We start from the raw sequence: 24,939 nt of genomic DNA, 5'->3' as shown, positions 1-24,939 counted from the left end.
TGCTGTGCGGTCCAGTCGTGCTGTGCGGTCCAGTCGTGCTGCGGTCCACTCGTGCTGTCCGGTCCGGTCGTGCGGCGCTGCTCCCGTCGGGGGGGTGCCGTTGCTGCGCCAGGGGCCGAGGCTAGCGACCTCGGAACGGGCCTACCGTGACACAGGTCCCAGACAGGACGTCGACGCGTCCGCGCCGGTCATGCCGGGGGCCGCTCCGCCGCCCGGACGTCGTCCTCCCAGGTGCGCGCGACACGGCGCAGCTCGCCCTCGGCGTCGAGCCCGGCGGCCCGCGCCTCGGCGACGAGCGCGAACAGCCGCTCGCCCAGGCCGTCACCCGCCGGGACCTCCACCGCGATCCCGGAGCGGGTCGCACGCGACAGGACCTTCTGGGTGCGCGCCAGGGCACCCAGGTTCAGCGGGACGCCGTCGAGCACCGACGCACGCTGCTTCTCGACGCGCTTGATCCGGTCCCAGGCGGCGTGCTGGCCCTCCTCGTCGGGTGCGGCGTCGTCGTCGCCGAACACGTGCGGGTGCCGCCGGACGAGCTTCGCGACGAGGTCGTCGGCCACGTCGTCGACGTCGAACGGCTCGTCCACGTGCTCCTGCGCGATGCGCGCGTGGAACACGACCTGCAGCAGCAGGTCACCGAGCTCCTCGCGCAGCCCCGCGCGGTCGTCCGTCTCGATCGCCTCGGCGAGCTCGTGCGCCTCCTCGAGCGCGAACGGCACGAGCGAGCGGTGCGTCTGCTGCGCGTCCCACGGGCACCCGCCGGGCGAGCGCAGCCGGTCCATGACGTCGACGAGCCGGCGCAGCGGGTCGGTGTGCTGGTCGGCGTGCTGGTCGGCGTGCGGGTCCGGCGTCGGGCTCGTCGGCGCGCTCATCCGCGGCCGCTCAGGGGGTCGGGGTGGGCGTCGGCGACGGGCTGCCCGAGCCGTCGTCGGCCCCGCCTGCGGCCTTCGGCTCGACGATCCACGGCTGCCGCGACGGCGCGGAGATCTGGTTGCCGTCGGCGAGCTCGCCGAAGCGCGGGTTCACCGTGATGTCGAGCGCGCGCAGGTCCTCGTCGATCTGCGTCGCGACGTCCTTCGCGTTCGGCAACGCCTGCAGGTTGTTGTAGGCGATCGAGTACTTCGCGACCGTGAGCGACGGCTCGCTGAACGTGGGCGGGTTCGTGGTGCCGCTCTGCTCGGCGATGGAGTCGAGCAGCTGCCGCGCGTCCTCGTCGGAGACGCCCACGCCCTCCTTGTCCGCGATCCCGACGACGGTCGGCGCCTGGACGAGCACGGTGAGCACGTTGAGCGACGTCACCGCCTGCAGGTACGGGTTGAGCTCCTGCTTCGCGGTGCGGACGTCCGACGTCGGGATGGCCCTCCCGTCGACCACAGCGGCCGCACCCGGCTCACCGTCCGAGCACGCGGCGAGCCCACCCGCGAGAGTCGCGGCAACCGCACCGCCGACGAGCACCCGGACCACCCGCGGGCGCGGACCGGCCGCACCCGCACGCCACTGCACCGCCACCTGGGACCTCCTGCGTCGTCGCTCGTCGATCGCGGTCATCGTAGAGCCCTGCGCTGGGTCCGCGGGCCACGCCCGTGCGCGGCGGTCGCAGGCCCTGCGCAGGTCCGACGGTCAGCGCGCCGTGCCGACCGTCGCCGCCGCGGCCACGTCCCCCTTGACGACCGCCTCGACGAACTGCCGCGCCCACACGAGCACGTCGCGGCCGTGCAGCGGCTTGCCGCCGATGCGCGCGGTCGTCGGGAACGGCACCAGGACCGTCCGGGTCGCGGGCTTGAGCACCGACCCGGGATACAGCCGCTTGAGCCGCAGCTGCGCCGACTCGGGCAGCTCGACGGGCGCGAACCGCACGAACTTGCCCTGCGCGGTCACGTCGGCGAGGCCGGCGTTGCGCACCGCGATGCGGAACTCTGCGACCTCGAACAGGTTGTCGACCGCGGACGGCGGGGCGCCGTACCGGTCGACGAGCTCCGCGCGCGCCTCGCCCAGCGCGGCGGCGTCGGCGGCCGACGCGATCTTGCGGTACGCCTCCAGACGCAGCCGCTCGTGCGCGATGTAGTCGTGCGGCAGGTGCGCGTCGACGGGCAGCTCGATCGTGACGTCGGGCAGCTCCTCGGGCACGTCGCCGCGGAAGTTCGCGACCGCCTCGCCGACCATGCGGATGTAGAGGTCGAAGCCGACGCCCTCGATATGACCCGACTGCTCGCCGCCCAGCAGGTTGCCGGCACCGCGGATCTCGAGGTCCTTCATCGCGACGGCCATGCCCGCGCCCAGGTCGGTGTTCGCCGCGATCGTCTGGAGGCGGTCGTGGGCCGTCTCGGTGAGCGGCTTCTCTGGCGGGTAGAGGAAGTAGGCGTACGCGCGCTCCCGGCCACGGCCGACGCGGCCGCGGAGCTGGTGCAGCTGCGACAGCCCGAGCAGGTCGGCACGCTCGAGGATGAGCGTGTTCGCGTTCGAGATGTCGAGGCCCGTCTCCACGATCGTCGTGCAGACCAGGACGTCGAACCTCTTCTCCCAGAAGTCGACGATGACGCGCTCGAGCTGGTGCTCGTTCATCTTCCCGTGCGCCACCGCGACGCGGGCCTCGGGCACGAGCTCGGTGATCCGCGAGGCGGCCCGCTCGATCGACTCGACCTTGTTGTGCACGTAGAACACCTGGCCCTCGCGCAGCAGCTCGCGGCGGACGGCGGCGGCGATCTGCTTCTCGTCGTACGCACCGACGAACGTGAGGACGGGGTGGCGCTCCTCGGGCGGGGTCGCGAGCGTCGACATCTCCCGGATGCCTGTTACCGCCATCTCGAGCGTGCGCGGGATCGGCGTCGCGCTCATCGCGAGCACGTCGACGTTGGTGCGCAGCGCCTTGAGCGTCTCCTTGTGCTCGACGCCGAACCGCTGCTCCTCGTCGATCACGACGAGCCCGAGGTCCTTGAACCGCACCTCGCCCGTGATGAGCCGGTGCGTACCGATGACGATGTCGACGGAGCCGTCGGCGAGCCCCTCGACGACCTCCTTCGACTCCTTGGCCGTCTGGAACCGCGACAGGGCCTTCACCGTGACCGGGAACGCGCTGTACCGCTCGCTGAACGTGTCGAGGTGCTGCTGCACGAGCAGCGTGGTCGGGACGAGCACCGCGACCTGCTTGCCGTCCTGCACGGCCTTGAACGCGGCCCGCACGGCGATCTCCGTCTTGCCGTAGCCGACGTCGCCGCAGACGAGCCGGTCCATCGGGATGGGCTTCTCCATGTCGGCCTTGACCTCGTCGATCGTCGCCGCCTGGTCGGGCGTCTCGACGTACGCGAACGCGTCCTCGAGCTCACGCTGCCACGGGGTGTCCGGACCGAACGCGTGCCCGGCCGTCGCCATCCGCGCGCTGTACAGCCGGATGAGCTCGGCCGCGATCTCCTTGACGGCCTTGCGGGCACGACCCTTCGTCTTGGCCCAGTCGCCGCCGCCCATCTTGTTGAGCGTGGGTGCCTCGCCGCCGACGTACTTGGTCACCTGGTCGAGCTGGTCGCTCGGCACGAAGAGCCGGTCGCCCGGCTGGCCCCGCTTGCTGCTCGCGTACTCGATGACCAGGTACTCGCGGGTCGCCGCCGTGGCGCCCGTGCCGATGGTCCGCTGCACGAGCTCGACGAACCGGCCGACGCCGTGCTGCTCGTGCACCACGAAGTCGCCCGGCCGCAGCTGCAGCGGGTCGACGACGTTGCGCCGGCGGCTCGGCATCCGCCGCATGTCGCGCGTGCTGCTGCCGGCGCGGCCGGTGAGGTCGGCCTCGGAGAACACCGCGAGCTGCAGGGGCTCGGCGACGAAGCCGGCGCCCACGGGGGCGGGCACGACGAGCACGACGCCGCCCTCAGGCTGCTCCTCGAGCCCGGCGACCAGGCGCGCGGGCACGTCGGCGGCCTTGAGCTGCTCGACCATGCGCTGCGCGGGGCCGTGGCCCTCGGTCGCCAGGACGAGCCGCCAGCCGGCCTGCTGCAGCGTGCGCACGTCGGCGACGGCCCGGGCGACCTCGCCGCGGTACCGCTCGACGTCGCGCGCGGCGACGACGAGCGTGCGCGCGTCGCCGAGCAGGTCGTCGGCAGCGTCGGCCGCGCGGCCGGCCGCGCTCGGGGTCCGCTCGGCCTGCGTCGTCCGTGCCGCGCTGTGCTCCCCCGCGTCCGCGCCCGGCGCACCCGCCGCGACCGCCGCGTCGGCGTCGAGCGTGAACCCGGACAGCGTCCACCAGCCGAGCCCGCGGACCGTAGAAAGCGCCCGCACCTCGGCGAACGAGGCGAACGACGCCGCGGACAGGTCGAGCGGCGTCGCCGCGCCGGCGGCCGCCGACGTCCACGCCGCCTCGAGGAACTCCTGCGTCGTCGCCACCAGGTCGTGCGCGCGTCGGCGCACCCGCTCGGGGTCGGCCAGCACGAGCAGCGCGTCGTCGGGCACGAGGTCGAGCACGGGCACCATGCGGTCGACGAGCACCGGCGCGAGCGACTCCATGCCCTCGACCGCGATGCCGGCCGCGAGCTTGTCGAGCATGTCGACCGCGCCCGGCAGCTGCGTCACGAGGTCGGCGGCACGCGCCCGCACGTCGTCCGTCAGCAGGATCTCCCGGCACGGCGGCGCCCAGACCCCGTGACCGGCGACCTCGAGGCTGCGCTGGTCCGCGATCGAGAACCAGCGGATCTCCTCGACGTCCTCGCCCCACAGCTCGACGCGCAGCGGGTGGTCCTCCGTCGGCGGGAAGACGTCGATGATGCCGCCGCGCACCGCGAACTCGCCGCGCTTCTCGACCATGTCGACCCGCTGGTAGGCGGCCGCGACGAGCCGCTCGGCGAGGTCCGTGAGGTCGACCCGGTCGCCGACGTCCACCGACACCGGCTCGAGCTCCCCGAGCCCCTCGACGACCGGCTGCAGCAGCGCGCGCACGGGCATGACGAGCACCCGGATCGGACCCGTCGGGCCGTCGGCCGTGGGGTGCGCGAGCCGACGGAACACCGCGAGGCGACGCGCGACCGTGTCGGACCGGGGCGACAGGCGCTCGTGCGGGAGCGTCTCCCAGGACGGCAGCACCGCGACGTCGTCGTCGGGCAGGTAGCAGCGCAGCGCGGCGGCGAGCTCGTCGGCGTCGCGGCCGGTCGCGGTCACGACGACGAGCGGGCGGCCCTTGGCGCCACCGGCCGACGCACCGGCGAGCGCGGCCAGCAGCGGCGGGCGCACCCCGGCGGGGCTCACGACGTCGAGCTCTCCGCGCGCCGTGACGAGTTCGACCGCCTGCGCCGCCGCGGGGTCGGCGAGCAGCGTCGGGATGAGGCCGGACAGGTCCATGGGGATCCTTCGCAGGAGGTCGACCGCCGCGCACGTGGGCGGCACAGGCGCAGCACGAACACCCCGAGTCAGCGAGGACCCGGGGTTGCCGCCAGTCTACGAGCCACCACCGACACCGGCCCGGGCGGTGGGGAGCCGCCGGTCACGCCCGGGTGCGGCCTTTCCTGGCCTGCGTCGGGCGGTCGAGCTGGGCGACCCACGCGCGTGGCATCTCGAACAGCGGCACCCGCAGGTGCACGCGCCGCACGAGGGCCTCGGTGGCCAGGCACAGCCCGATGACCGCCGCCGCGAGCACCAGCGGGTACAGCAGCGCGCCGACGGGCGACCCGAGCACGTCGCCGAGCGCGTCGTGCGCGAACCCGGCTGCCGCGAGGAGCACGAGCGCGATCCACAGCGGGTGGAGCACGTAGATCGGCAGCGTCCGACGCCCCAGGGCCACGCCCAGCCGCCGCACGGGCGACCACCGCACGCCGACGGCCACGAGCGCGACCGCGAGCACGAGGAACGCCGCGCCACGGACCAGGAACAGCACCGCCTCCGCGACCTCGTTCCCCGCGGTGAACCGCCCGCAGAGCGTGACCCCGGCGGCGAGCACACCGGCGAGCCCGACGACGAGCACGGACGCCCGGTCGGCGAGCCGGCGCAGCAGGTCCGCGCCGTAGACCCCGAGCGCGAAGTACACGGCCAGCTCCGGGACCTTGCTCCAGACCTGGTCGGACGTGGTCGTCACGTGCATGACGATCGACAGCACGGACAGCGCCGTCAGCACGACCCACGCCGGCACCCGGTGCAGCGCACCCAGCACCGCGATGTACACCGCGAGCGCGTACACGTACCAGAGGGTCGTCTCGGGGACGACGAGCTGGCGGACCACGTCCCCGACCCCGTCGACGCGGTGCGGCAGCGTCGGCTCGACGACCACCGCGTAGAACAGCGCGTACACGACGAGCCAGACGACGTAGAGGTAGTAGTTGCGCACCGACCGCAGCAGCAGGCCGCCCTCGACGAAGCCCGCCCGCACCCGTCGGGCCATCACGAGGCCCGACACCGCGAGCAGCACGGGCATGCGCACGCTGCCCATGAGGCCGTACACGCGGTCCCAGAACGACGCGCCGACGCCCGCGATCGGGACACCGGGGTCGGTCATGTGCCACAGCACCACGTGCGCGACGACGACGGCCGCGACGGAGTACCCCCGGGCGGCGTCGACCCACTCGAGCCGTGCGGCGTGGCGACGCGGCACCGCTGCCGGTGCGCGGTCCTCGGCGGGTGCCGGCGCCGGTGTCGACGGCTGGGACGGAGCCGTCACGGCCGCGGCTCGGTCGACGACGCGACCGGGATCTCCTCGCGCACCGGGAGGACCTCCCGACGGCGCCGGACGTCGAACCAGGCCGGCGGCGCGTACAGCCACCCGGCACCCGCGCGCTGCGCCGAGCGGTGCAGCACCAGCGCGAGCGCGATCGCCGTGATCGCGAGGACCGGCGGGCCGAGCACCGCGACGGCCGGGTGCGTCAGCACACCGGTGTGGCTCAGCAGAACGGCGACCGTGATGATGATCGGCGTGTGCGCGAGGTAGATCGGCAAGGTCTGCGAGCCGAGCGACCTGAGCACCGGGACGCCCGCCAGCGCGCGGCTCAGCGCGATCCCGCCGAGCACCCCGAGCAGGCAGTTGACGAAGTACAGCCCGAGCACCTCGCGCCAGCCGAGCGCCCACAGCCCGACCGCGACGACGAGCCAGACGACGAACGCGGCGACGAGCACGGGGCGCCCCGCCGACGAACCGAGGCGCAGGACGAGGTCGCGCCCGTACATGCCGACGAGGAAGAACCCGTAGTACTTCACGGCGCCGTTCCAGCCGGGGCTCGCGGTGTCCCAGCCGCTCAGGGCGACGGCGGCGCCGGCCATCGCGACACCGATCTGGATCCCCGGCGGGATCCGCGACGTCAGCTTCGCGACGACGAAGAACAGCGCGAGCGCCCAGATGAACCACAGCTCGAGCCGCGGCATGAACGGTGACAGCACGTACGGCTGGATCACGCTGCTCATCACCGACCCGACGCCGCGCATCTGCAGACCCGCGTAGTAGGTGACCGACCCGACGGCACCCCACACGAGGAACACCCACAGGTACAGCCGCACCTTGTGCTCCCACAGCGGCCGCCACGCGCCGCGCACCCACTTGCCCGCGAACAGCCCGGCGAGCGTGAAGAACAGGGGCATGCGCAGCGACGACATGACGAGGTTCGCCTGCACCCAGCCCTGGACGTGCGCGCCGCCGCCGAGCAGCCAGTTGGTCGCATGGAACAGCGCCACGAGCGTGATGGCGATGCCGCGGCCGGTGTCGACCCAGGTCACCCGGACCTTGGCGCCGCGCGGCGACGAGTCGGGTGCCGGGCTGGTCATGCGCCGAGTCTAGGCGGGCAGAGCATCCCGAACAGGGGCGAAGCGGGCGAAAAAGGTGCACGCTGGGCCGTTCGTGGCTCGCCGGGTGCGACGATTGCCGCCGACGACGAACAGGCGGCCGGACAGGGCGGACGACGAGCATGGTGCCGGACGAGGCGAGCGGGGCCACGGTGGCCGCACGCGACGGTGCGGGCGACGGCGGCACGGTCGTGCCCCGAGCCGTCCCGCAGCCCCGGACCGTCGAGCCCACGCCTGTCGCCGTCGCGCCGCTCACCGCCACCAGCACGGACCGCCCGTCCTTCCTCCGCACGCGCGTGCCGGCCACCACCGCAGTCGCGGGCTTCGCGCTCATCGCCACCGGCATGGAGCGCCCGCTCTACCAGGCGCTCACGCTCGGCACCCTGGTCGCCGTCGCGCTCCTGCCCGTGTGGTGGCGGTCCACCCGGATGTTCCACGACGCGCGCACGCTCCTGCTGCTCACGGGCGTCGCGATCGCGGTCGGCCTCTGGCTCACGGAGCTCGCGTCGCAGGACCACCACACGACCACCCGGATGGCCGTCAACGGCGTGATCGTGCTGCTCAACGCGGTCCTCGGCGCGTGCGTGGTGATGTGGGCGCGCACCCGCATGTCCGACGGCGCCGTCGCGTCGCTGTTCGGCTTCGGCATGCTGCTGGGCATCGACCGCGGCGGGCGGTTCGCGGAGAGCCCGTGGCGGTTCGGGTTCGCGATCCCCCTCACGGTCCTGCTGCTCGGCCTCGCGTGGCTGTCCCGCAAGGGGTGGCTGCAGGTCGTCATGGCCCTCGCGCTCGCAGGGATGTCCGCGATCAACGGCGGCCGGTCGACGGCCGCGATGCTGCTGCTCGCCGCCGTCATCACGATGCAGCAGGTGGCCTGGCGCCGGCGCGGGTCGAAGGTCGCCTCACGCGCACGCGCCGTGGTGCTCGTCGGTGGGCTGTGCGTCGCGCTCTACTACCTGGGCCAGGCGGCGATCCTCGACGGCTACCTCGGCAAGGACGCGCAGGAGCGCACCCAGGAGCAGATCGCCCTGTCGGGGTCGCTCATCGCGGGCGCCCGGCCGGAGTTCGGCGCGACCGAGGCCCTCGTCGAGCACCGTCCCTACGGGTTCGGGGTCGGGGTCATGCCGAACACGCAGGACCTGCTCGAGGCCAAGTCCGGCATGGCGGCCCTGCGCTACAACCCTGACAACGGGTACGTCGAGCGGTACATGTTCGGCAGCGGCATCGAGCTGCACTCGACGGCGGCCGACCTGTGGGCCGCGTTCGGGTTCGCCGGGGTCGCTGTCGCGCTGTACGCCGTGTGGATCGTGCTGCGCGGGTACACGCTCGCGTTCAGCCGACATGCGGCCAGCGCGCTGCTCACCTACCTGGCGATCCGCACGCTCTGGAACGTGCTGTTCAGCCCGTTGTCGAGCTCGGTCGTCCTGTTCGCGCTCGCCGTCGGGCTGCTCGTCGTGCGCCGCGCGGACCCCCACGACAGGGCGTCGGCCGACGCGGCACGGGCTGTCACCGCCTGACCTGCGGCACTCGGCGAGGGTGACCGCGCTGCCCCGACGCGGCGGCGCGCCGACGTGACACGGACGACGCGCCCGGCGAGGCCGCTCCCTCCGTGGCACGACCCGGCCTGCCGCCGCCCGCCCTGGCGATGGGTGCGCGCCGCTGTACCGCGGGGCCTGACGCGCGCGCCCCTGGTCCCGGACACGACGCGCGGGGCACGCCAGGCTCCTGCCCGTCGTGCCCCGCGTGTCGTTGCTGCCTTGCCGTCGTGCAGTGCTGCTTACTGCACGGGTCGTGCCACCAGGTCGTCCCACGAGAAGGCGACGGCCGGGTTGCCGGTGGTGCCGCCGTGGTACACGGAGACCCCGATGCCGCCGCCCACCTGCAGGCTGGCCGACGAGTCGGTCACCGCCGCGCGCCAGTCGGTCGGCTCGGTCGTGCCGGCCTTCCAGACCTTGACCCGGATCGTGGTCGGCGACGTGCCCTGGACCTGCGTGCGGACGAGGAGCTGGTCGTTGGCCGCGAACGTCAGACCCGTCACGGCGCCGCCGCCGATCGCGGTCGTGGTGCCGGCGACCTCACGCGTCGCGTGGATCTGGATCGACCCGTCGGACCCGAGCCGCACCCGGGCGCCGTACGCGTCGTTGCCGACCCGGCGGCCCTGGAGCGTCGCGAACGACGTCCCCGTGGACAGCCGGTCCGTGCTCAGCGTCGCCGTCACGTCCGCGTTCGTCTGGGAGAGCGCGAGGTAGGCACCGACCGTGCCGCCGACCGGGTCGGTCAGCACGCCGCGGCCACCCGACACGGACAGCCGGCTGGCCGTCCCCGACGTGGTCCACGCACCGCCGAGGAGCGCGGTGCCCCAGCCGTTCGACACCGTCCGGGCGAAGTCGTCCCGCGCGAACGCGTCGTCGACCGGCGGGGTGACGCTCACCGTGACGTCCTGCGTCGTCGACGCCGTGGCGCCGTCGTCGTCCGTGACCGTGAGCGTCACCGTGTAGGTGCCGGCGGCCGCGTACGTGTGCGACGCCGTGGCGCCGGACCCGGCCGGGGTGCCGTCGCCCCAGCCCCACGCGTACGACGCGATGGTGCCGTCGCTGTCCGAGGACCCCGTGCCGTCGACGTTCGCCGTGAGACCGCTGGTCCCCGCCGTGAACGCCGCGGCCGGAGCCACGTTGGGCGGCGGGACCGCGCCGACGACCTTCGCCGACAGGTCGTCCCACGAGAACGCGACAGCCGGGTTGCCCGTGGTGCCGCCGTGGTAGACGGTCACGCCCACGCCACCGCCGGTCTGCAGGCTCGCGGCGCTGTCGGTGACGGTCGCCCGCCAGTCCGTCGGCTCCGTCGTGCCGGCCTTCCAGACCTTGACCCGCACGGTCGTCGGCGAGACGCCCTCGACCTGCGTGCGGACCAGGAGCTGGTCGTTGGGTGCGAACGTCAGGCCAGACACCGCGCCGCCACCGAGGGCGGTCGTGGTCCCGGCGACCTCACGGGTCGCGTGGACCTGGATCGACCCGTCGGACCCGAGCCGCACCCGCGCGCCGTAGGCGTCGTTGCCGACGCGGCGGCCCTGGAGCGTGGCGTACGACGTGCCCGTCGACAGCCGGTCGGTGCTGAGCGTCGCCGTGAGGTCGGTGCTCGTCTGGACGACCGAGCCCAGGTAGGCGCCCACCGTGCCGCCGACCGGGTCGGTCAGCACGCCGCGACCACCCGTGACGGACAGCCGGCTGGCCGTCCCCACGGTCGTCCACGCACCACCGGTGTTCGCCGAGCCCCAGCCGCCCGAGACGGTGCGGGTGAAGGTGTCGGTCGCGAACGGGGTGCCCGGCGGCGGAGCCGTCACCGTGACGTCGTGCGTGACCGTGCCGGTCGCGCCGTCGTCGTCCGTCACCGTGAGGGTCACCGTGTAGGTGCCCGCGGCGGCGTACGTGTGCGACGCGGTCGAGCCCGTGCCTCCGGCGGTCGAGTCGCCCCAGCTCCACGCGTACGACGTGATGGTCCCGTCGTTGTCCGTCGAGCCGGTGCCGTCGACCTGCACACCCAGCTGGTTCACGGCCGACGTGAACGCCGCGGCGGGCGGCTGGTTCGGCGGCGGGGCCGTGACCGAGACGTCGTGCGACGTCGAGGTGGTCGCACCGTCGTCGTCGGTCACCGTCAGCGTCACCGTGTAGGTGCCCGTGCCGGCGTACGTGTGCGACGCGGTGGGCCCGGTCGAGCCCGGGGTGCCGTCGCCCCAGCTCCAGGCGTACGACGCGATGCTGCCGTCGCCGTCCGTGGAGCCCGAGCCGTCGACCTGCACGGCGAGCACGTTCACCGCGGTGGTGAACGCGGCCACCGGCGGCTGGTTCGGCGGCGGCGCGGCGACCTGCACCGAGCGCGTCGTCGTGGCCGTGCCGCCCCGGTTGTCCGTGACCGTGAGCGTGACCGTGTACGTGCCGTCGGCCGTGTACGTGTGCGACGCGGTCGAGCCCGAGCCGTTCGGCGTCGAGTCGCCCCAGTTCCACACGTACGACGCGATCGTGCCGTCCGGGTCGGACGAACCCGTCCCGTCGACCTGCACCGAGAGGTCCGTCGTGGTGGCCGTGAAGGCCGCCGTCGGCGGGACGTTCGGGGCCGGCTGGCCGGAGCCGAGCGCGTAGTGCTGCGCGACCTGGGTCGGCGAGAGCACCGACGAGTACACCGAGACCTCGTCGATCGTGCCGTTGAACCAGGGCTGCGGGCCCCACGTGTTGTCGCCGCCGACGCGCCAGTAGCCGTTGTACGCCTGCTGGTCGGTCTGCGGGTTCGTGCCGCGCAGCACGCCGTCGACGTAGAGCTTCATGCCGTCGGGACCCTGCGAGGCGACCAGGTGGTGCCACGCGTTGTTGTTGTACGCGGCGGTCGTCGTGATCGTGTTCGCGACGCCCGTCCAGACGCCGAACGTCAGGCGCCCGTCGGTCTCCATGTACACGTGCCGGTCGTAGTTGCTGCTCAGACCGGTCGTCGCGTCACCGAAGCCGATGAGCTTGCCGCCGGCCGTGGTGTTCGTCTTGAACCAGAGCTCCTCGGTGTACACCGAGGGGTCGCTGAACTGCGCGGTGCTGACGAGCAGACCCGTGCTGCCGTTGAACCTCACCGCGTAGTTCGTGCTCTGACCGACGAGCGCGCCCGCCTGCTGGCGGGTGAAGCCGCCCGAGTACGTGCCCGTGTTGTTGAAGATGCCGGCGTCGTTCGCCGTCGTCCCCGACGTCTCGCTGAGCCGCCAGTACAGGTCCGGCTGAGCGTTGTAGACGGCCGCGCCGTACGAGTCCGCCGGAGCCGGCGGAGCCGTCGACGTGCGACCCGCGGCGACCCAGTGCGAGTCGACCTGGGTGGTCGTCAGCGGGGCCGGGTAGACGGCCACGTCGTCGATCTGGCCGTTGAAGTACGGCGCGCCGCTCCACGAGTTGTCGCCGCCGATGCGCCAGTAGCCGTTGTACGCCTGGGCCGACGTCGTGTCGGACCGCTGCGCGACGCGCCGGCCGTCGAGGAACAGCTTCATGCCGTCCGGGCCGAGCGAGCCGACCACGTAGTGCCACTGGCCGTCGTTGTACTTCGTGGTGGTGCTCAGCGTCCGGGACGTCCCGGGGTACACGCCGAACAGCACGCGGCCCTGGGTGTCCATGTAGATGTGCCGGTCGTAGCTGCCGCTGTTGCCGGTGTTGGCGCTGCCGAAGCCGAACATCTTGCCGCCGGCGGTCGTCGTGGTCTTGAACCAGCCCTCGAGGGCGAAGGTCTGCGGACCCGCGGTGGCCGTCTGCGTCGAGGCGAGACCCGTCGTCGTGCCGTTGAACGAGGACGCCAGGTCAGGGTCGGTGCTGCCGAGCGCGCCGGTCACGCCTCGGGTCACCCCGGCCTGCGACACCATGTCGCTGTTGCCGGCCCAGTCCGCGACCGTGGTGGAACCGGCGGGCTCGTCGAGCCGCCAGAAGTTCGTCGCGCCGTCGTCGAGCACCTTGCCGGCGTACGGCGAGAGCACGGCGTCGCTGACCGTCACGGTGACCCACGAGGACCCCACGGTGTTGCCGAACGGGTCGGTCGCGTAGACCCGGTACCGCACCGAGCTGCCCGGTGTCAGGCCCGTGTCCTTGAACCGCATCGTCTTGACGTTCCAGAACGTCGTGGAGACGGTCTCCTCGTAGATCGGCGGGTTCGACGCCGACGCGCGGTACAGCTTGTACGTCAGCGTCTCGTTGTCACGGTCGAAGTTGGTGTTCCACGCGATCCGGACCTCACCCGAGGAGACGGACGACACGTTGAGCGGCCAGTTCGTGCCCTGCAGGCGCGGGCCCTGGAGGTTGGGCGCCTGGTCGACCGTCGTGAAGCGCACCAGACCCTGCTGGCCGGTGCCGTTGACCTGCGTGAACTCGCCGCCGTACAGGACGTACTTGCCGCTCGTCGTGACCGTCCACGGGCCCTGCGTCTTGCCGGTGTACGTGCCCGTGTTGATGGTCGGGTACCAGTTGAGGATCGTCGGCGAGGGCTCGCCGTCGTGGTCCGGGTAGCCGTAGATGTCCGCGGTGTTGATGCGCGTCGCGGCCTTCGTCAGCGCGGTCGCGCGGTACACCGTCCACGGGCTCGTCTGCGGGAAGCCGCCCGAGTTGCCGCAGTAGTGCTTGTGGCTCGCGGAGTAGATGACGTCACCCATGGGGTACGACGAGTAGGTGTCGCCGTGGCAGTCCTCGACCCACACCTCGCTGCCCGTGGCCCAGTCGGCCGCGAACGTGCCCTCGACGTTGCCGCCGCCACCGAAGTGGTAGCCGGTGCCGTAGAACATGTCGCCGTCGGTCTCGAGGCTGAGGATCGCGGACTCGTCGCCGCCGTTGCGGATCTGCGTGTTGACCGGCAGGGGCAGCATGTCGCCCGTCGTCGAGTCGAGCCGCGCGAGGCCGTAGCCGGGGTTCGACGAGCCGTCCACCGACGTGAACGAACCGCCGATGACGATCGAGCCGCCGTCGGGCGCCACCGTGATCGCCTGGACCGTGCCGTCGACGAGGTCGGCCGACATCGGCAGCGTCGCGCCGTTGTCGAGCCGCAGCGCCGCGACCTTGGTGCGCGCCGTGCCGTTCGTCGAGGAGAAGTTGCCGCCGATGAACACCGTCGTGTTCGTGACCGCGACCGCGCTGACCGTCGAGTTCACCGTGGGCCGGAACGCGCTGATGAGCGCGCCCGTCGCGGCGTCGAAGGCCGCCACGCGGTAGCGCGCCTCGCCGTTGATCGACGTGAAGGCGCCGACGGCGACGAGCTTGGTGCCGTCGGGCGTCAGCGCGAGGTCCCGGACCTCGGCGTTGAAGTCCGGCGCGAAGCTGGTGTTGAGCGCCCCCGTGCTCAAGCTGTACGCCATCATGTTGTTCCGGACGACCTCGCTCGTCCCGGCGGCCGCGCCCGGCGGCCTGGCGCGCGTGAACTCACCGCCGACGTAGACCCTGTCGCCCGCGACCTGCTGGTTCCACACGACGCCGTTGATCTGCGCCGTCGGCAGGGCGTCCGCGGTCACCGTGAGCGGGTCGGCCGGGTTCGGCGGCGCTGTGTCGGCCTGCGCGGGGGCCGCGACCATGAGGCCGGTGACGGCGAGCGCACCCGCTCCCAGCAGCCCTACCAGTCGAGAGAGCTTCGACGGTCCCACCATGATGCTTGTCCCTCCGCAGGCGTCGCCGGTCCCGCGCCGGGGTTGGCGGGGCCGTAGACGATCGGGAGCGACTTTAGGTGAGTTCGGACATATGGGGTCATAAGCACCCGGGTGAACTGTCGTCCAGATCGGGTGAATCCCCCTACTGGGGGACGGAACCCTCGAAAAGGACGACCGTCAGGTCGGGCGCGAGGTCGACCTCGAGCCGCACGTGCCCGCGCTCGGCCGGCGGCACGTTGAAGACGAAGACGCCCGTGACGGACCCGCCCGCGGCGACCTCACCGGGGAACGGCTGGCCGCCGGGCTTGAGCAGCGGGGTCGCGGGCGACAGCGCGTCGCCCGAGTAGGCGTTGACGACCGCGGCCGACAGGTCCAGCGCCGGACCGGACCGGTTGGCGACCGAGACCGTGAACCGCAGCGACGGGCCGCCGACCTCGCCGGGCAGCGTGGCCTCGCCGGTCACGGGCTCGATCGAGACGAGGTGCGCGGTGACGCCGTCGGCGGGCTGCGCCTGCGCGTCGAGCGCGACCGGCGGCGCCGTCGGACGGCCGTCGGGACCGGGCGTCGCACCCGGCATCCCGGGCTGCGCCTGGGCGTCGCCCGGCTCGGTGGTGGACGGCTGAGGCTCGGACGACGACGACGACGACGGCGCGGCGGACGCGGACGTGGACGGTGACGCGTCGCTCGCGGTCGAGGACGCGCTCGGCGAAGGGGCACCCGCCGCCTCGTCGCCCGAGCCGCGCACCAGGAGGACCACCGCGAGCACGACCGCGACGACCAGCACGCCGGCGCCGGTCCACAGGACCCAGGCCGGCCGGCCGGGGGTGGGAACCGTCTCGTCGCTCATGCACCAACCGCCGTCCGCCAGGAGGGGCGCCCGGGTCGGCGCCGCCGCGTCAGTGTAGGTGTGGACAAGGCGTGCAGAACCGTTGTTCACCCTGCCGACAATCGGGTGAATTCCGGCACTGGTGCCAGAATTGCAGCATTACCCCCGTAGCGTTCGACGACCGGAGGGCCGAGGGGAGGTCGTCCCGGGGCCGCGGCTGTCACCCCCCGCCGCACGGCCCGTGGCGAGACCGAAGGAGTGTCGGATGGAGATCGGCGAGTACCTCGCCGCGTTGCGCAAGCGCTGGTGGGTCATCCTGGTGCTCGCGGTCCTCGGCGCCGGCATCGGGTATCAGCAGGCGCAGGCGAGCACGCCGATGTACCGCTCGACCGCCAAGGTGTTCGTGTCCCTGGCGCGCGGCGACACCGTGGCCGACCTCGTGCAGGGGTCGACGTACACCCGCAACCTCGTCGAGTCGTACGTGCAGCTCGCGACCGTGCCCGCCGTGCTCGAGCCGGTGGCCGAGCAGCTCGACCTGCCCGTCTCGGCGAAGCAGCTCGCGTCCGTCGTGCACGCCGAGGCCCCGCTCGACACCATGCTCATCGAGATCTCGGCGTCGAGCAGGAGCGCCCAGCGGGCGTCCGACATCGCGAACGCCGTCGCCAACCAGCTGTCGGAGACCGTCGAGACGCTGTCGCCGACGTCCGCCGACGGCGTCGCGAGCGTGAAGATCACGATGGTGGGCGAGGCCACCCCCGCGGGCGTGCCGTTCTCCCCCAACACCAAGCTGCTCGTCGCGACGGGCGGCGCGCTCGGGCTCGCGATCGGCTTCGCGATCGCCCTGGCGTGGGCCCGGCTCGACACGCGCGTCCGCGGCGCGGGCGACCTGCCGCGCGAGCCCGCACGCCCGCTGCTCGGGCTCATCCCGTACGACCGGTCCATCTCGAGCGAGGGGCCGCGCACGATCATCGAGCACCCGCGCGGCGCGCTCGCGGAGGCCTACCGGCGCGTGCGGGCCAACCTCGACTTCCTCGACTCGACCGACCCCGTGCGCGCGTTCGTCGTCACCTCGACCGTGCCCCGCGAGGGCAAGTCGACGACGTCGGTGAGCCTCGCGCTCGCCCTCGCCGACACCGGTCGCCGGGTGCTCCTCGTCGACGCCGACCTGCGCCGTCCCGCCGTCGCGCGGATCTGCGGGCTCGAGGGCGAGGTCGGGCTCACGACGATCCTGGCCCGCAAGGCGACGCTCGCCGACGTCCGCCAGCCGTGGGGCATCGAGGGCCTCGACGTGGTGACGGCCGGCCGCGTGCCGCCCAACCCGACACAGCTCATCGACTCGGTCGCGATCGCCGCGTTCCTCGAGGAGGCCAAGGCGACGTACGACATGGTCATCGTCGACACGTCCCCGCTGCTCGCCGTCAGCGACGCCGCCGTGCTCGCCCGCCGCACCAACGGGGCGATCGTGGTGGCACGGGCACGCAAGGTCGACCGCCACGGGCTGCAGGAGGCGCTCACCACGCTCGACACGCTCGGCGCCCCCTGCCTGGGCCTCGTGCTCAACGGCGGCCCGCGCCAGCGTCGCGCGACGTCGTACGGGTACATGGAGCCGCGGCGCCGGCCGCGGCTGCCGCGCCGGGGCGGCAAGGGCGGGCCCGCCGAGGTCTCCCCCGAGACGTCCGAGGTGCCCGTGGTGCCGGCATCCGCCGTGCTCGACGTCCCCGCCACGCCGGAGCCCCTGGACCCGGCGGTCGTGTCGGGTGCACCGGCGGTCCCGTCGGGTACACGGCCTGTGGGGTCGGACCGGGTGTCGTCGAACGGGAGCGCCACTCCCGACGTCGACACGGCTGCGGCACCGGACGAGCCGGCGGGCCGGCACACGCACACCGACGACCCGGACCACGCTCCGGTCGACGGCCACGAGCACGCTGCCGACCACGAGCCCGACCCCGACGACGAGCCCGTTCCCGCCGCGGCCGCGCCCGTGCCTGCCGGCGCGACGTCGGGGTCCGGCCCGGACGTCGCCGCGCGTCACCTGCCCAGCGGGGTCGAGATCGCCTGACCTGCCGGCGACGGACAGACGAGAGGGCGGGACCGGCCACCGGTCCCGCCCTCTGCGCGTCTCGTGCCTACTGGCCCGCGCTCGCGTACACCGCTCCGTCGAGCCGCGACAGCGCCCGGCGCAGGGCGGTGCTCGACGTGTGCATCGTGTACGGGAAGTAGACGACCTCGACCCCGACCTCGGCGAACATCGCCTCGAGCTTGCGGCCCTTCTCGGTGCCCCGCCAGTCGTCGCCCTTGAAGATGACGTCGAACCGCAGCCGCTCCCACATCTCGAGCTTGCTCGGCACGTCCTCGACCACGGCGTCGTCGACCAGCTTGATGGACCGGACGATCTCGATGCGCTCCGCGATCGGGACCACCGGGCGGATGCCCTTGGTGACCTCGAGGGTGTCGTCGTCGACGACACCGGCGATCAGACGGTCGCAACGCGCGGCGGCGTGCCGCAGGAGGTTGAGGTGCCCGACGTGGAACAGGTCGTAGGCACCGGGCGCGTAGCCGGTGATCATGCGCGAGCCTTCCTCTGCGAGATGGTGACGAACACCCGCGCCATCGAGGGCTCACCGACGAAGTCGATTGCAGGGGACGTTACAGACAAATACGACATGACCGATAGGCGTCTTCCGGGTGAACTCACAGCACTCACCGAGCTCCCCTAGCCGCGTGCGTAGTCGTAGACGACGTGGCCGACCGCACCGGACACCATGCCGGTGCCTCGCGCGAGGGTCCGGCGCCCGCGGGCGTCGTGCTCGGGCGAGCGCAGCACCGCGCCGACCGCGGTCCGGGCGGCGCCGGCGCCCACGCGCACGGACCCCTCGAGCACCGCACGCACGCGTGCGCGGGTCCGGCCTGCAGCGCTGCCGGCGAGCGCCACGGCGCACCGGCTCGCCGAGTTCCCGCTGCGACGAGCACGGTGCAGCACCCACGCCCGGGTGGACCGGTCCGCGGGCACCACGTCGACGACGACGGCCTCGTCGCACCACACCATGCGGAGGCCGCGCGCCACGAGCGTGCGGCTGAACAGCGTGTCCGAGCCGCCGCTCAGGCCGAACGCCTCGTCGAACCGCACGCCCGTGCGGCGCAGCGTCGCGACGTCGAGCAGCAGGTTGTTGGTCGCCGCGACCGTCACCGGTGTGCCGGTCGGCAACCGACGTCGGTCGAAGAACCGGCCGGCGCGGACCCAGGCGTCGGGCTGCACGGCGAACTCGGAGACGACCGGGCCGACGACGCACGGGGCACCCGTCTCGCGGTAGGTGGCGAGCAGCAGCGCGAGCCACCGGTCGACCGGACGCTCGTCGTCGTCGATGAACACGAGCACGTCGGCGTCGCCCGTCGCGGTGATCGCGGCGTTGCGCGCGGCCGCGATCCCGGGCCGCGGCTCGTGCAGGTAGTCGGCGCCGCTCGCCTCGACGTAGGCGCGCGCCGACCCGTCGGGGTCGTTGTCGACGACGAGCAGCCGGACGTCGTCGGGCACGGACCCGGCCTGCGCGAGGAGCGCGGGCACGGCGGCGGCGAGGTCGTCGGGCCGCTTGTACGTGAGCATCGCGACGACGACCCGCAGCGTGCGGGTCGCGGCCGGGGCGGCGCCCGCCTCCGCGGCGGGCGCGGTCTCCGGGGCGTGGGTCATGCCGGCACCTGCTCGGCGGACGGCGAACCGGACGCGCCGGGCGGGACGGCGGTCTGCGATGCTCCGGCGGTCGCGCGGACCGCGTCGAGCGCCGCGAGCTCGCGGTACCACTTGGCCGCCGCGAGCAGCAGGAACAGCCCGGACGCCGCGGTGATGACGGTGTAGACGCCGAGGAACACGGGCAGGAACCCGAGCAGCACGAACGACCAGCACAGCACGCCGTAGTCCATCGGGATCACGAGCAGCGCCCGCACCCACGAGCGCGACCCCGGGTCGACGTCCGCGCGCGACCGCACGCCGTGCACCCGGCGCAGCTGCTCGGTGAGGATCATCGCGAAGAACAGCACGCTCGTGACGACCGTGGAGACGAGCGGCAGGACCACCCAGCGGTCGTCGACCGCGTCGGACCGCCAGAGCGCGACGCCGAGCCCGAGCGGCAGGATCACCGACTTCGCCGCGTCGACCACGTGGTCGAGCCACTCGCCCGCCGTCGAGCTGCGTCCCTGCAGGCGTGCGACCTGGCCGTCGGCGGAGTCGAACGCGTAGCCCAGCGCGAGCAGGAACGCGACGAGCACGCCGGACCCGACCGAGATCGGCACGAGCGCGAGGACCGCGATGCCGGAGAAGGTGCACAGGGCCGAGATGCCGGTGACCGCGTCGGGCGACAGACCGCGCGACGCGGCACCGGCCGCGAGGTAGCGGCCCCAGCGGCGGTTGACGAACCGGGAGTACGCGGGGGCCGAGCGGGCGGCCGGCTTCTGCGCACCGCGCAGCTGCGCGAGCGCCTGACGATACGTGGGGTTCATGCGACCTCCGCCGGGACCCGGCTGCTCACGGCGGCGGTGCCCTGACCGCTGCGACGGCCTCCCCCGCGGGTGCGGCGGAGGTCTCGGGACGCCAGCCGGCGGGCCAGGTCCTCGTACCGGTCGGCGACGACGTCCCAGTCGTAGTCGAGCGCGCGCACCGCGAGCGCCTTCCCGCGACGCAGGCAGTCGTCGGGGTCGGCCTCGGCCGCCTCGACCTGGGTGGCGACATCCGCGGGGGTCGCGAAGTACCGGCCGTCCTGACGGAGCACCTCGCGGTTGAACCCGACGTCGTACGCGACCGTCGCGGTGCCCGCGCCGATGGCCCGCAGCAGCGACGGGTTGGTGCCGCCCACGGAGTGGCCGTGCAGGTACGTCCGGGCGTGGGCGTACAGCGTGTCGAGCAGCTCGGAGTCCCACACGCCGCCGAGCAGCCGCACCCGGTCGTCCGCGAGGGCGTGGATGCGGGCCGTGTACTCGTCGGCGTAGGGCGCCGAGCCGACGACGACGAGCGGCAGGTGCGCGCCGCTCGCGACGTACCCCTCGACGACGAGGTCGACGTGGTTCTCGGGCTCGAACCGCGCGACGACGAGGTGGTAGCCCTGCGGTTCGAGGCCGAGCTCGCTCAGCCGCGTCGGCGGCAGGTCGACGAGTCGAGGGGCGCCGTAGCTGATGAGCTCCGTCGGCACCCCGAACTCGGCGCGGTAGTAGTCCTGGATCCCGACGGCGTCGGCGATGAGGGCGTCGGACCAGCGCACCGCGAGCTGTTCGGCCGTCCGGTAGTACCGCTGCCCCGACGGACCCCACTTGGCGCGCTTCCACTCGAGACCGTCGACGTGCGTCGCGACGGGGATGCGGGCGGCGCGCAGGCCGGGCAGCCAGGGCGAGTTCGCGGCGTTGAACAGGATCGCCGCGTCGACGCGGTGGGCCAGCAGGTGGCCGACCGAGAGGCCGGTGTGCGACAGGGTCTCGAGGGAGCGCTTGCGCAGGGCCGGCAGGTGCACGAGCTCCATGCCGAGGAACTGCTTGTCGCGAGGCTCGTCGCGGGCCGTCCGGCAGTACACGGTGACGCGTACGCCGCGCTCGACGAGGCGCCGTCCGATCTCCTCGGCCGCGGTCTCGAAGCCGCCGTACCGGGCGGGCACCCCACGGGTCCCGACCAGCGCGACGTGCAGGGGGACCGCGTGCGACAAGGCGTGACTCCTCGAACCTGGACGTCGGTGGTGAACGGGTCGAGTATCCCCAAGCAATCGGACGAACGGTACCTACCGGGACATTTTTCGCCCGCGCTTCACCCCGTCGGACCTGCTGCGACGCGCACGCGGCGCCGGATCGGCCCGGCGCACGCACCGGGCGCGGCCGCGGCGCCGCGACGGTCACGGACCCTCTGACGTCACCGTCCGTGGGCCGCCCGGACGGCCTCGGCGTAGACCTCCAGGTGACGCTCGGCGAGCACGTCCCAGTCACGGCCGGACAGGTCAGGCGGCGCGGGCGGCCCACCCGCGACGGCGGCCAGCGCGGACGACAGCACGGCACCCGTGACCGGCCCGTCGTACCGCTGCACCCACCACTGTCCGACCTCGTCCGCGAGCGCGTCCGTCACCGCGTTCGCGGGCACGAGCACCGGCCGGCGCAGCGTGAGCGCGAGCAGCAGGGCCCCCGAGTTGTGCATGTTCCGGTACGGCAGGACGACGAGCTGACCGGCGCCGACCTCGGCGACGAGCTCGGCGTCGTCGAGGTGCCGCAGCGCCACCTGCACGCGAGGGTCGCCCGCCGCCGCCTCGGCGACCTCGGCAGCGGTCGCGGGCGAACCGGGGCGGCCGGCGATGCGCAGGGACACGGCGTCGTCGTCGACCTCGCGGAACGCGCCGACGAGCTCGAGGACGCCCTTGTACGGCCGCACGATGCCCACGTGCACGAGCCGCCCGGCGACCGGGTCCGGCTCGGGGTGCGCCGCGTACCAGTCGCCGTAGTCGCCGAGCGGCACGGTCGTCGCCCTGGACCCCGGCGGCAGCGGCGTGGTCGGGTTGAGCCGGATCCACCACGTCGTCGTCCGGTCGCACAGGCGGAGCACCGCGCGCGTGGTCCACGGCAGGTGCTCGTGCGGCGCCACGTTGTGCGCCGTCCGGACGACCGCGGTGCGCCGCAGCCGGCACCGCACGAGCGTCGCGGCGAACAGCGCGACGGCCGCGAGCGTGCGAAGCCGGGTGGTCTTGGTGACGACCACCTCGGGCCAGTGCACGTGCAGCACGTCGTACCGGGACAGCAGCGCGCGGCGCCACGAGAACGTCTCGACGACGACGCTCCGCCGCAGGGCGCGCATGAGCAGCACGAGGTGCGGGTTGGTGGTCGGGCCAGGCTCGGCGAACGACTGCAGCACGCGCGGACGCCGGTCCGGGCGGGACGCGGGAGCGGGGTCGACCACGGCACCTCCTGGGGGTCGGGACGTCCGGATCGTACCGATCATCACCCGCGCGACCGCTCCCCCGGGCGGGCGATCGGTGGATACAGTTCCCGACCAGGACGACCAAGGGGGGCCCTGCGACCTGCGCCGACGCGCGGGCGCTCGGCGGCGCCCGCCGAACGGGGAGGTGGACGGTGGACGCGCTCGTCGTCGTCAACCACCGGTCGCACGCCCTGCTCGAGCAGAACCTCGCCGCGACGGCGCACGGGCTCGACGCCCGCGTCGTCGTGGTCGACAACCGGTCCACGGACGACGAGAGGGCGGCCGTCCGGCGCGTGACCGACGCGCACGGCTGGGAGCTCGTGGCCGCACCGAACGACGGCTTCGGCGCCGGCGTCAACCGCGGCGTCGCACGCGCCCGGGAGCTCGGGTGCGACGCGTTCCTCGTCCTCAACCCGGACCTGGAGCTCGAACCCGCGACGGCCCGCGGCCTGCTCGGCGCGGCCCGCCGGGACCCCCTCGCGCTCGTCGGCCCGCGCATCCTGCGGCCCGACGGCTCGGTGTGGTTCGCGGGCGGCGCCCTCGACGTCGCCACCGGACGGACGCGCACACGCCCCGACCTCGTCGGCCCCACGCCGCAGTGGCTCACGGGCGCGTGCCTCGCGCTGCACGACGAGCTCTGGGGCCGGGTCGGCGGGTTCAGCGACGCGTACTTCATGTACTGGGAGGACATCGACCTGTCCGCCCGCGTGCGCTCCGCCGGCGGCCGCCTCGTGGTCGAGCACGCGCTCACGGCCGTGCACGACGTGGGCGGCACGCAGGAGTCGGCGGGCACGCGCCGCAAGTCCGACCTCTACTACCGGCACAACTGCCGCGGCCGCCTCGTGTTCGCGGCCCGCAACCTCGACCGGCCGACCGTGCGCGCGTGGGCGCTGCGGTCCATCGGGTACGCCCGCCAGGTGGTGCTTCGCGGCGGACGACGTCAGCTGCTGCGCTCGCCGGGACCGATCTGGGCGGCCGCCCGCGGCACCGCCGAGGGCCTCTGGTTCGCCCGCCGGGACCACCGCGACCACCGAGGAGTGACCGCATGACGCGTGTCGTCGTCGCCCACCCGTCGCCCGACCTGTACGGGTCGGACCGCCAGCTGCTCGAGTCGATCAGCGCGATCGTCGGGCGCGGCGGCACGGTGGACCTGGTGCTGCCTGCCGGCGGGCCGCTGGTCCCGCTGGCCCGCGAGCGCGGGGCGACCGTGCGCGTCGCCCCGTTCCCGGTGCTGCGCAAGGCGCTGCTGCACCCGCTGCGCCTGCCGGGGCTGCTGTGGCGGTCGCTCACGGCGACGGTGCGGGCGACGCGCTGGCTGCGCCGTGAGCGGCCTGACGTCCTGTACGTGAACACCGTGACGATCCCCGTGTGGGCGCTCGCCGGTCGACTCGCCGGGGTGCCGGTGCTCGCGCACGTGCACGAGGCCGAGGACGGCGGCCGGGTCGTCGCCGCAGGCCTCGCGGCGCCCCTGCTCCTCGCCCGCCGGGTCGTCGCGAACAGCGCGGCCGCCGCCGCCGTGCTCGTCGGGGCCCTCCCCCGGCTCGCCTCCCGCATCGAGGTGGTCCACAACGGCGTGCCCGCACCTGCGTCCGAGCCGGCCGACGCGTCGCACGTCGACGGCGACCCGTGGCGCCTCGCGGTCGTCGGCCGGCTGTCGCCGCGCAAGGGCACCGACGTCGCGGTCGAGGCCGTCGCGCTGCTCGCCGCCGACGGGTTCGACGTGCGGCTGTCCGTCGCCGGGACGCCGTTCGAGGGCTACGAGTGGTTCGTCGAGGAGCTCCGGGCGCGCGCCGGACGCGCCGACCTCGCCGGCCGCGTCGACCTGCTCGGCTACGTGCACCCGACGTGGGACCTGCTCGCCGCGAGCGACGTGGTCCTCGTGCCGTCCCGGGTCGAGCCGTTCGGCAACGTCGCCGTCGAGGCGATGCTCGCGCGCCGCCCGGTGGTGGCCTCCCGGACGCAGGGGCTCGCGGAGGTGGTGCGCGACGGGGACACGGGCCTGCTGGTCCCGCCGGACGACGCCCCCGCGCTGGCCGGCGCCATCGCGACGCTGCTGCGCGACGACGGGCTGCGGTCCACGCTCGCGCGGGCCGGCGAGACCGACGCGCACGACCGCTTCTCGACGACCCGGTACGCGGAGCGCCTGCTGGCCGTGCTCGACGAGGTGCTCGACGACGCCACGACTGATCGAGACATCACAGGCTGATCGAGGCGAAGTTCACCCGGATGCTGCCCGGGCGGCACGCCGTGTTTGGGTAGATTCGTCCGGTCGAGGGCGCGGGTCGCCCCGACCTG

At 73.7% G+C, this 24,939-nt stretch carries 16 protein-coding genes; 4 read left to right on the top strand and 12 right to left on the bottom strand.

The annotated features are described in order from the left end of the window. Positions 1-188 precede the first annotated feature (188 nt). The 5 genes from J7523_RS01665 to J7523_RS01645 form a co-directional block, all read right to left on the bottom strand. Positions 189-872: a MazG family protein gene (locus J7523_RS01665; protein ID WP_291881476.1), complete on the bottom strand. Its 684-nt coding sequence runs from the start codon at positions 870-872 to the stop codon at positions 189-191. A gap of 10 nt (positions 873-882) precedes the next feature. Further along, positions 883-1,509, bottom strand: a complete 627-nt coding sequence (locus tag J7523_RS01660; protein WP_291881475.1) for a hypothetical protein — start codon at positions 1,507-1,509, stop codon at positions 883-885. 111 nt (positions 1,510-1,620) lie between these two features. After that, positions 1,621-5,319: a transcription-repair coupling factor gene (gene mfd, locus J7523_RS01655; protein WP_291881473.1), complete on the bottom strand. Its 3,699-nt coding sequence runs from the start codon at positions 5,317-5,319 to the stop codon at positions 1,621-1,623. Between the two features lie 142 nt (positions 5,320-5,461). Next, positions 5,462-6,628 carry an acyltransferase gene (locus J7523_RS01650; protein ID WP_291881471.1) on the bottom strand — a complete coding sequence of 389 codons (1,167 nt, stop codon included), beginning with the start codon at positions 6,626-6,628 and terminating at the stop codon, positions 5,462-5,464. Then, the gene (locus tag J7523_RS01645; RefSeq protein ID WP_291881469.1) at positions 6,625-7,722 is read right to left on the bottom strand and encodes an acyltransferase family protein; all 1,098 of its coding nucleotides are present in this window, start codon (positions 7,720-7,722) and stop codon (positions 6,625-6,627) included. The genes J7523_RS01650 and J7523_RS01645 overlap by 4 nt, the downstream gene beginning before the upstream one ends. Before the next feature lie 140 nt (positions 7,723-7,862). Between J7523_RS01645 and J7523_RS01640 the strand changes: the two genes are divergently transcribed. After that, on the top strand, positions 7,863-9,257 hold the full coding sequence (locus tag J7523_RS01640; protein ID WP_291881467.1) for a hypothetical protein: 1,395 nt from the start codon (positions 7,863-7,865) through the stop codon (positions 9,255-9,257). Positions 9,258-9,517: 260 nt separating this feature from the next. Here the strand turns inward: J7523_RS01640 and J7523_RS01635 are convergent, their stop codons facing one another. Both J7523_RS01635 and J7523_RS01630 read right to left on the bottom strand, forming a co-directional pair. Then, positions 9,518-14,884 (bottom strand): PKD domain-containing protein, encoded by a 5,367-nt coding sequence (locus J7523_RS01635; protein ID WP_291881465.1) that lies wholly within the window; start codon positions 14,882-14,884, stop codon positions 9,518-9,520. 142 nt (positions 14,885-15,026) lie between these two features. Next, the gene (locus J7523_RS01630; protein ID WP_291881463.1) at positions 15,027-15,731 is read right to left on the bottom strand and encodes a hypothetical protein; all 705 of its coding nucleotides are present in this window, start codon (positions 15,729-15,731) and stop codon (positions 15,027-15,029) included. 244 nt (positions 15,732-15,975) lie between these two features. On the opposite strand from J7523_RS01630, the gene J7523_RS01625 reads away from it, so the two are divergent. Further along, entirely contained in the window at positions 15,976-17,769 is a 1,794-nt protein-coding gene (locus J7523_RS01625; RefSeq protein ID WP_291881461.1) for a polysaccharide biosynthesis tyrosine autokinase, read from the top strand. A gap of 67 nt (positions 17,770-17,836) precedes the next feature. On the opposite strand, the gene J7523_RS01620 is transcribed toward J7523_RS01625, so the two are convergent. From J7523_RS01620 to J7523_RS01600, 5 genes are all read right to left on the bottom strand, one after another. Next, the gene (locus J7523_RS01620; protein ID WP_291881460.1) at positions 17,837-18,277 is read right to left on the bottom strand and encodes an adenylyltransferase/cytidyltransferase family protein; all 441 of its coding nucleotides are present in this window, start codon (positions 18,275-18,277) and stop codon (positions 17,837-17,839) included. Between the two features lie 146 nt (positions 18,278-18,423). Further along, on the bottom strand, positions 18,424-19,395 hold the full coding sequence (locus tag J7523_RS01615) for a glycosyltransferase (protein ID WP_291881458.1): 972 nt from the start codon (positions 19,393-19,395) through the stop codon (positions 18,424-18,426). Further along, positions 19,392-20,201, bottom strand: coding sequence for a CDP-alcohol phosphatidyltransferase family protein (locus J7523_RS01610; RefSeq protein WP_291881456.1), 810 nt, complete (start codon positions 20,199-20,201; stop codon positions 19,392-19,394). Before J7523_RS01610 ends, J7523_RS01615 begins: the two co-directional genes overlap by 4 nt. Then, entirely contained in the window at positions 20,198-21,391 is a 1,194-nt protein-coding gene (locus J7523_RS01605; protein WP_291881454.1) for a DUF1972 domain-containing protein, read from the bottom strand. The genes J7523_RS01610 and J7523_RS01605 overlap by 4 nt, the downstream gene beginning before the upstream one ends. 200 nt (positions 21,392-21,591) lie before the next feature. After that, complete coding sequence (locus J7523_RS01600; protein WP_291881452.1) at positions 21,592-22,623, bottom strand: glycosyl transferase; 1,032 nt, start codon at positions 22,621-22,623, stop codon at positions 21,592-21,594. Between the two features lie 173 nt (positions 22,624-22,796). On the opposite strand from J7523_RS01600, the gene J7523_RS01595 reads away from it, so the two are divergent. Next, the gene (locus J7523_RS01595) at positions 22,797-23,693 is read left to right on the top strand and encodes a glycosyltransferase family 2 protein (RefSeq protein ID WP_291881450.1); all 897 of its coding nucleotides are present in this window, start codon (positions 22,797-22,799) and stop codon (positions 23,691-23,693) included. Continuing rightward, positions 23,690-24,850 (top strand): glycosyltransferase family 4 protein, encoded by a 1,161-nt coding sequence (locus J7523_RS01590; protein WP_291881449.1) that lies wholly within the window; start codon positions 23,690-23,692, stop codon positions 24,848-24,850. The genes J7523_RS01595 and J7523_RS01590 overlap by 4 nt, the downstream gene beginning before the upstream one ends. The last annotated feature ends 89 nt before the right edge of the window (positions 24,851-24,939 follow it).

Source organism: Cellulomonas sp. (assembly GCF_017744555.1).
Taxonomy (GTDB): domain Bacteria; phylum Actinomycetota; class Actinomycetes; order Actinomycetales; family Cellulomonadaceae; genus Cellulomonas.
The sequence above is the reverse complement of the archived record's forward strand: the minus strand, read 5'-3'. Positions and strand labels throughout refer to the sequence as shown.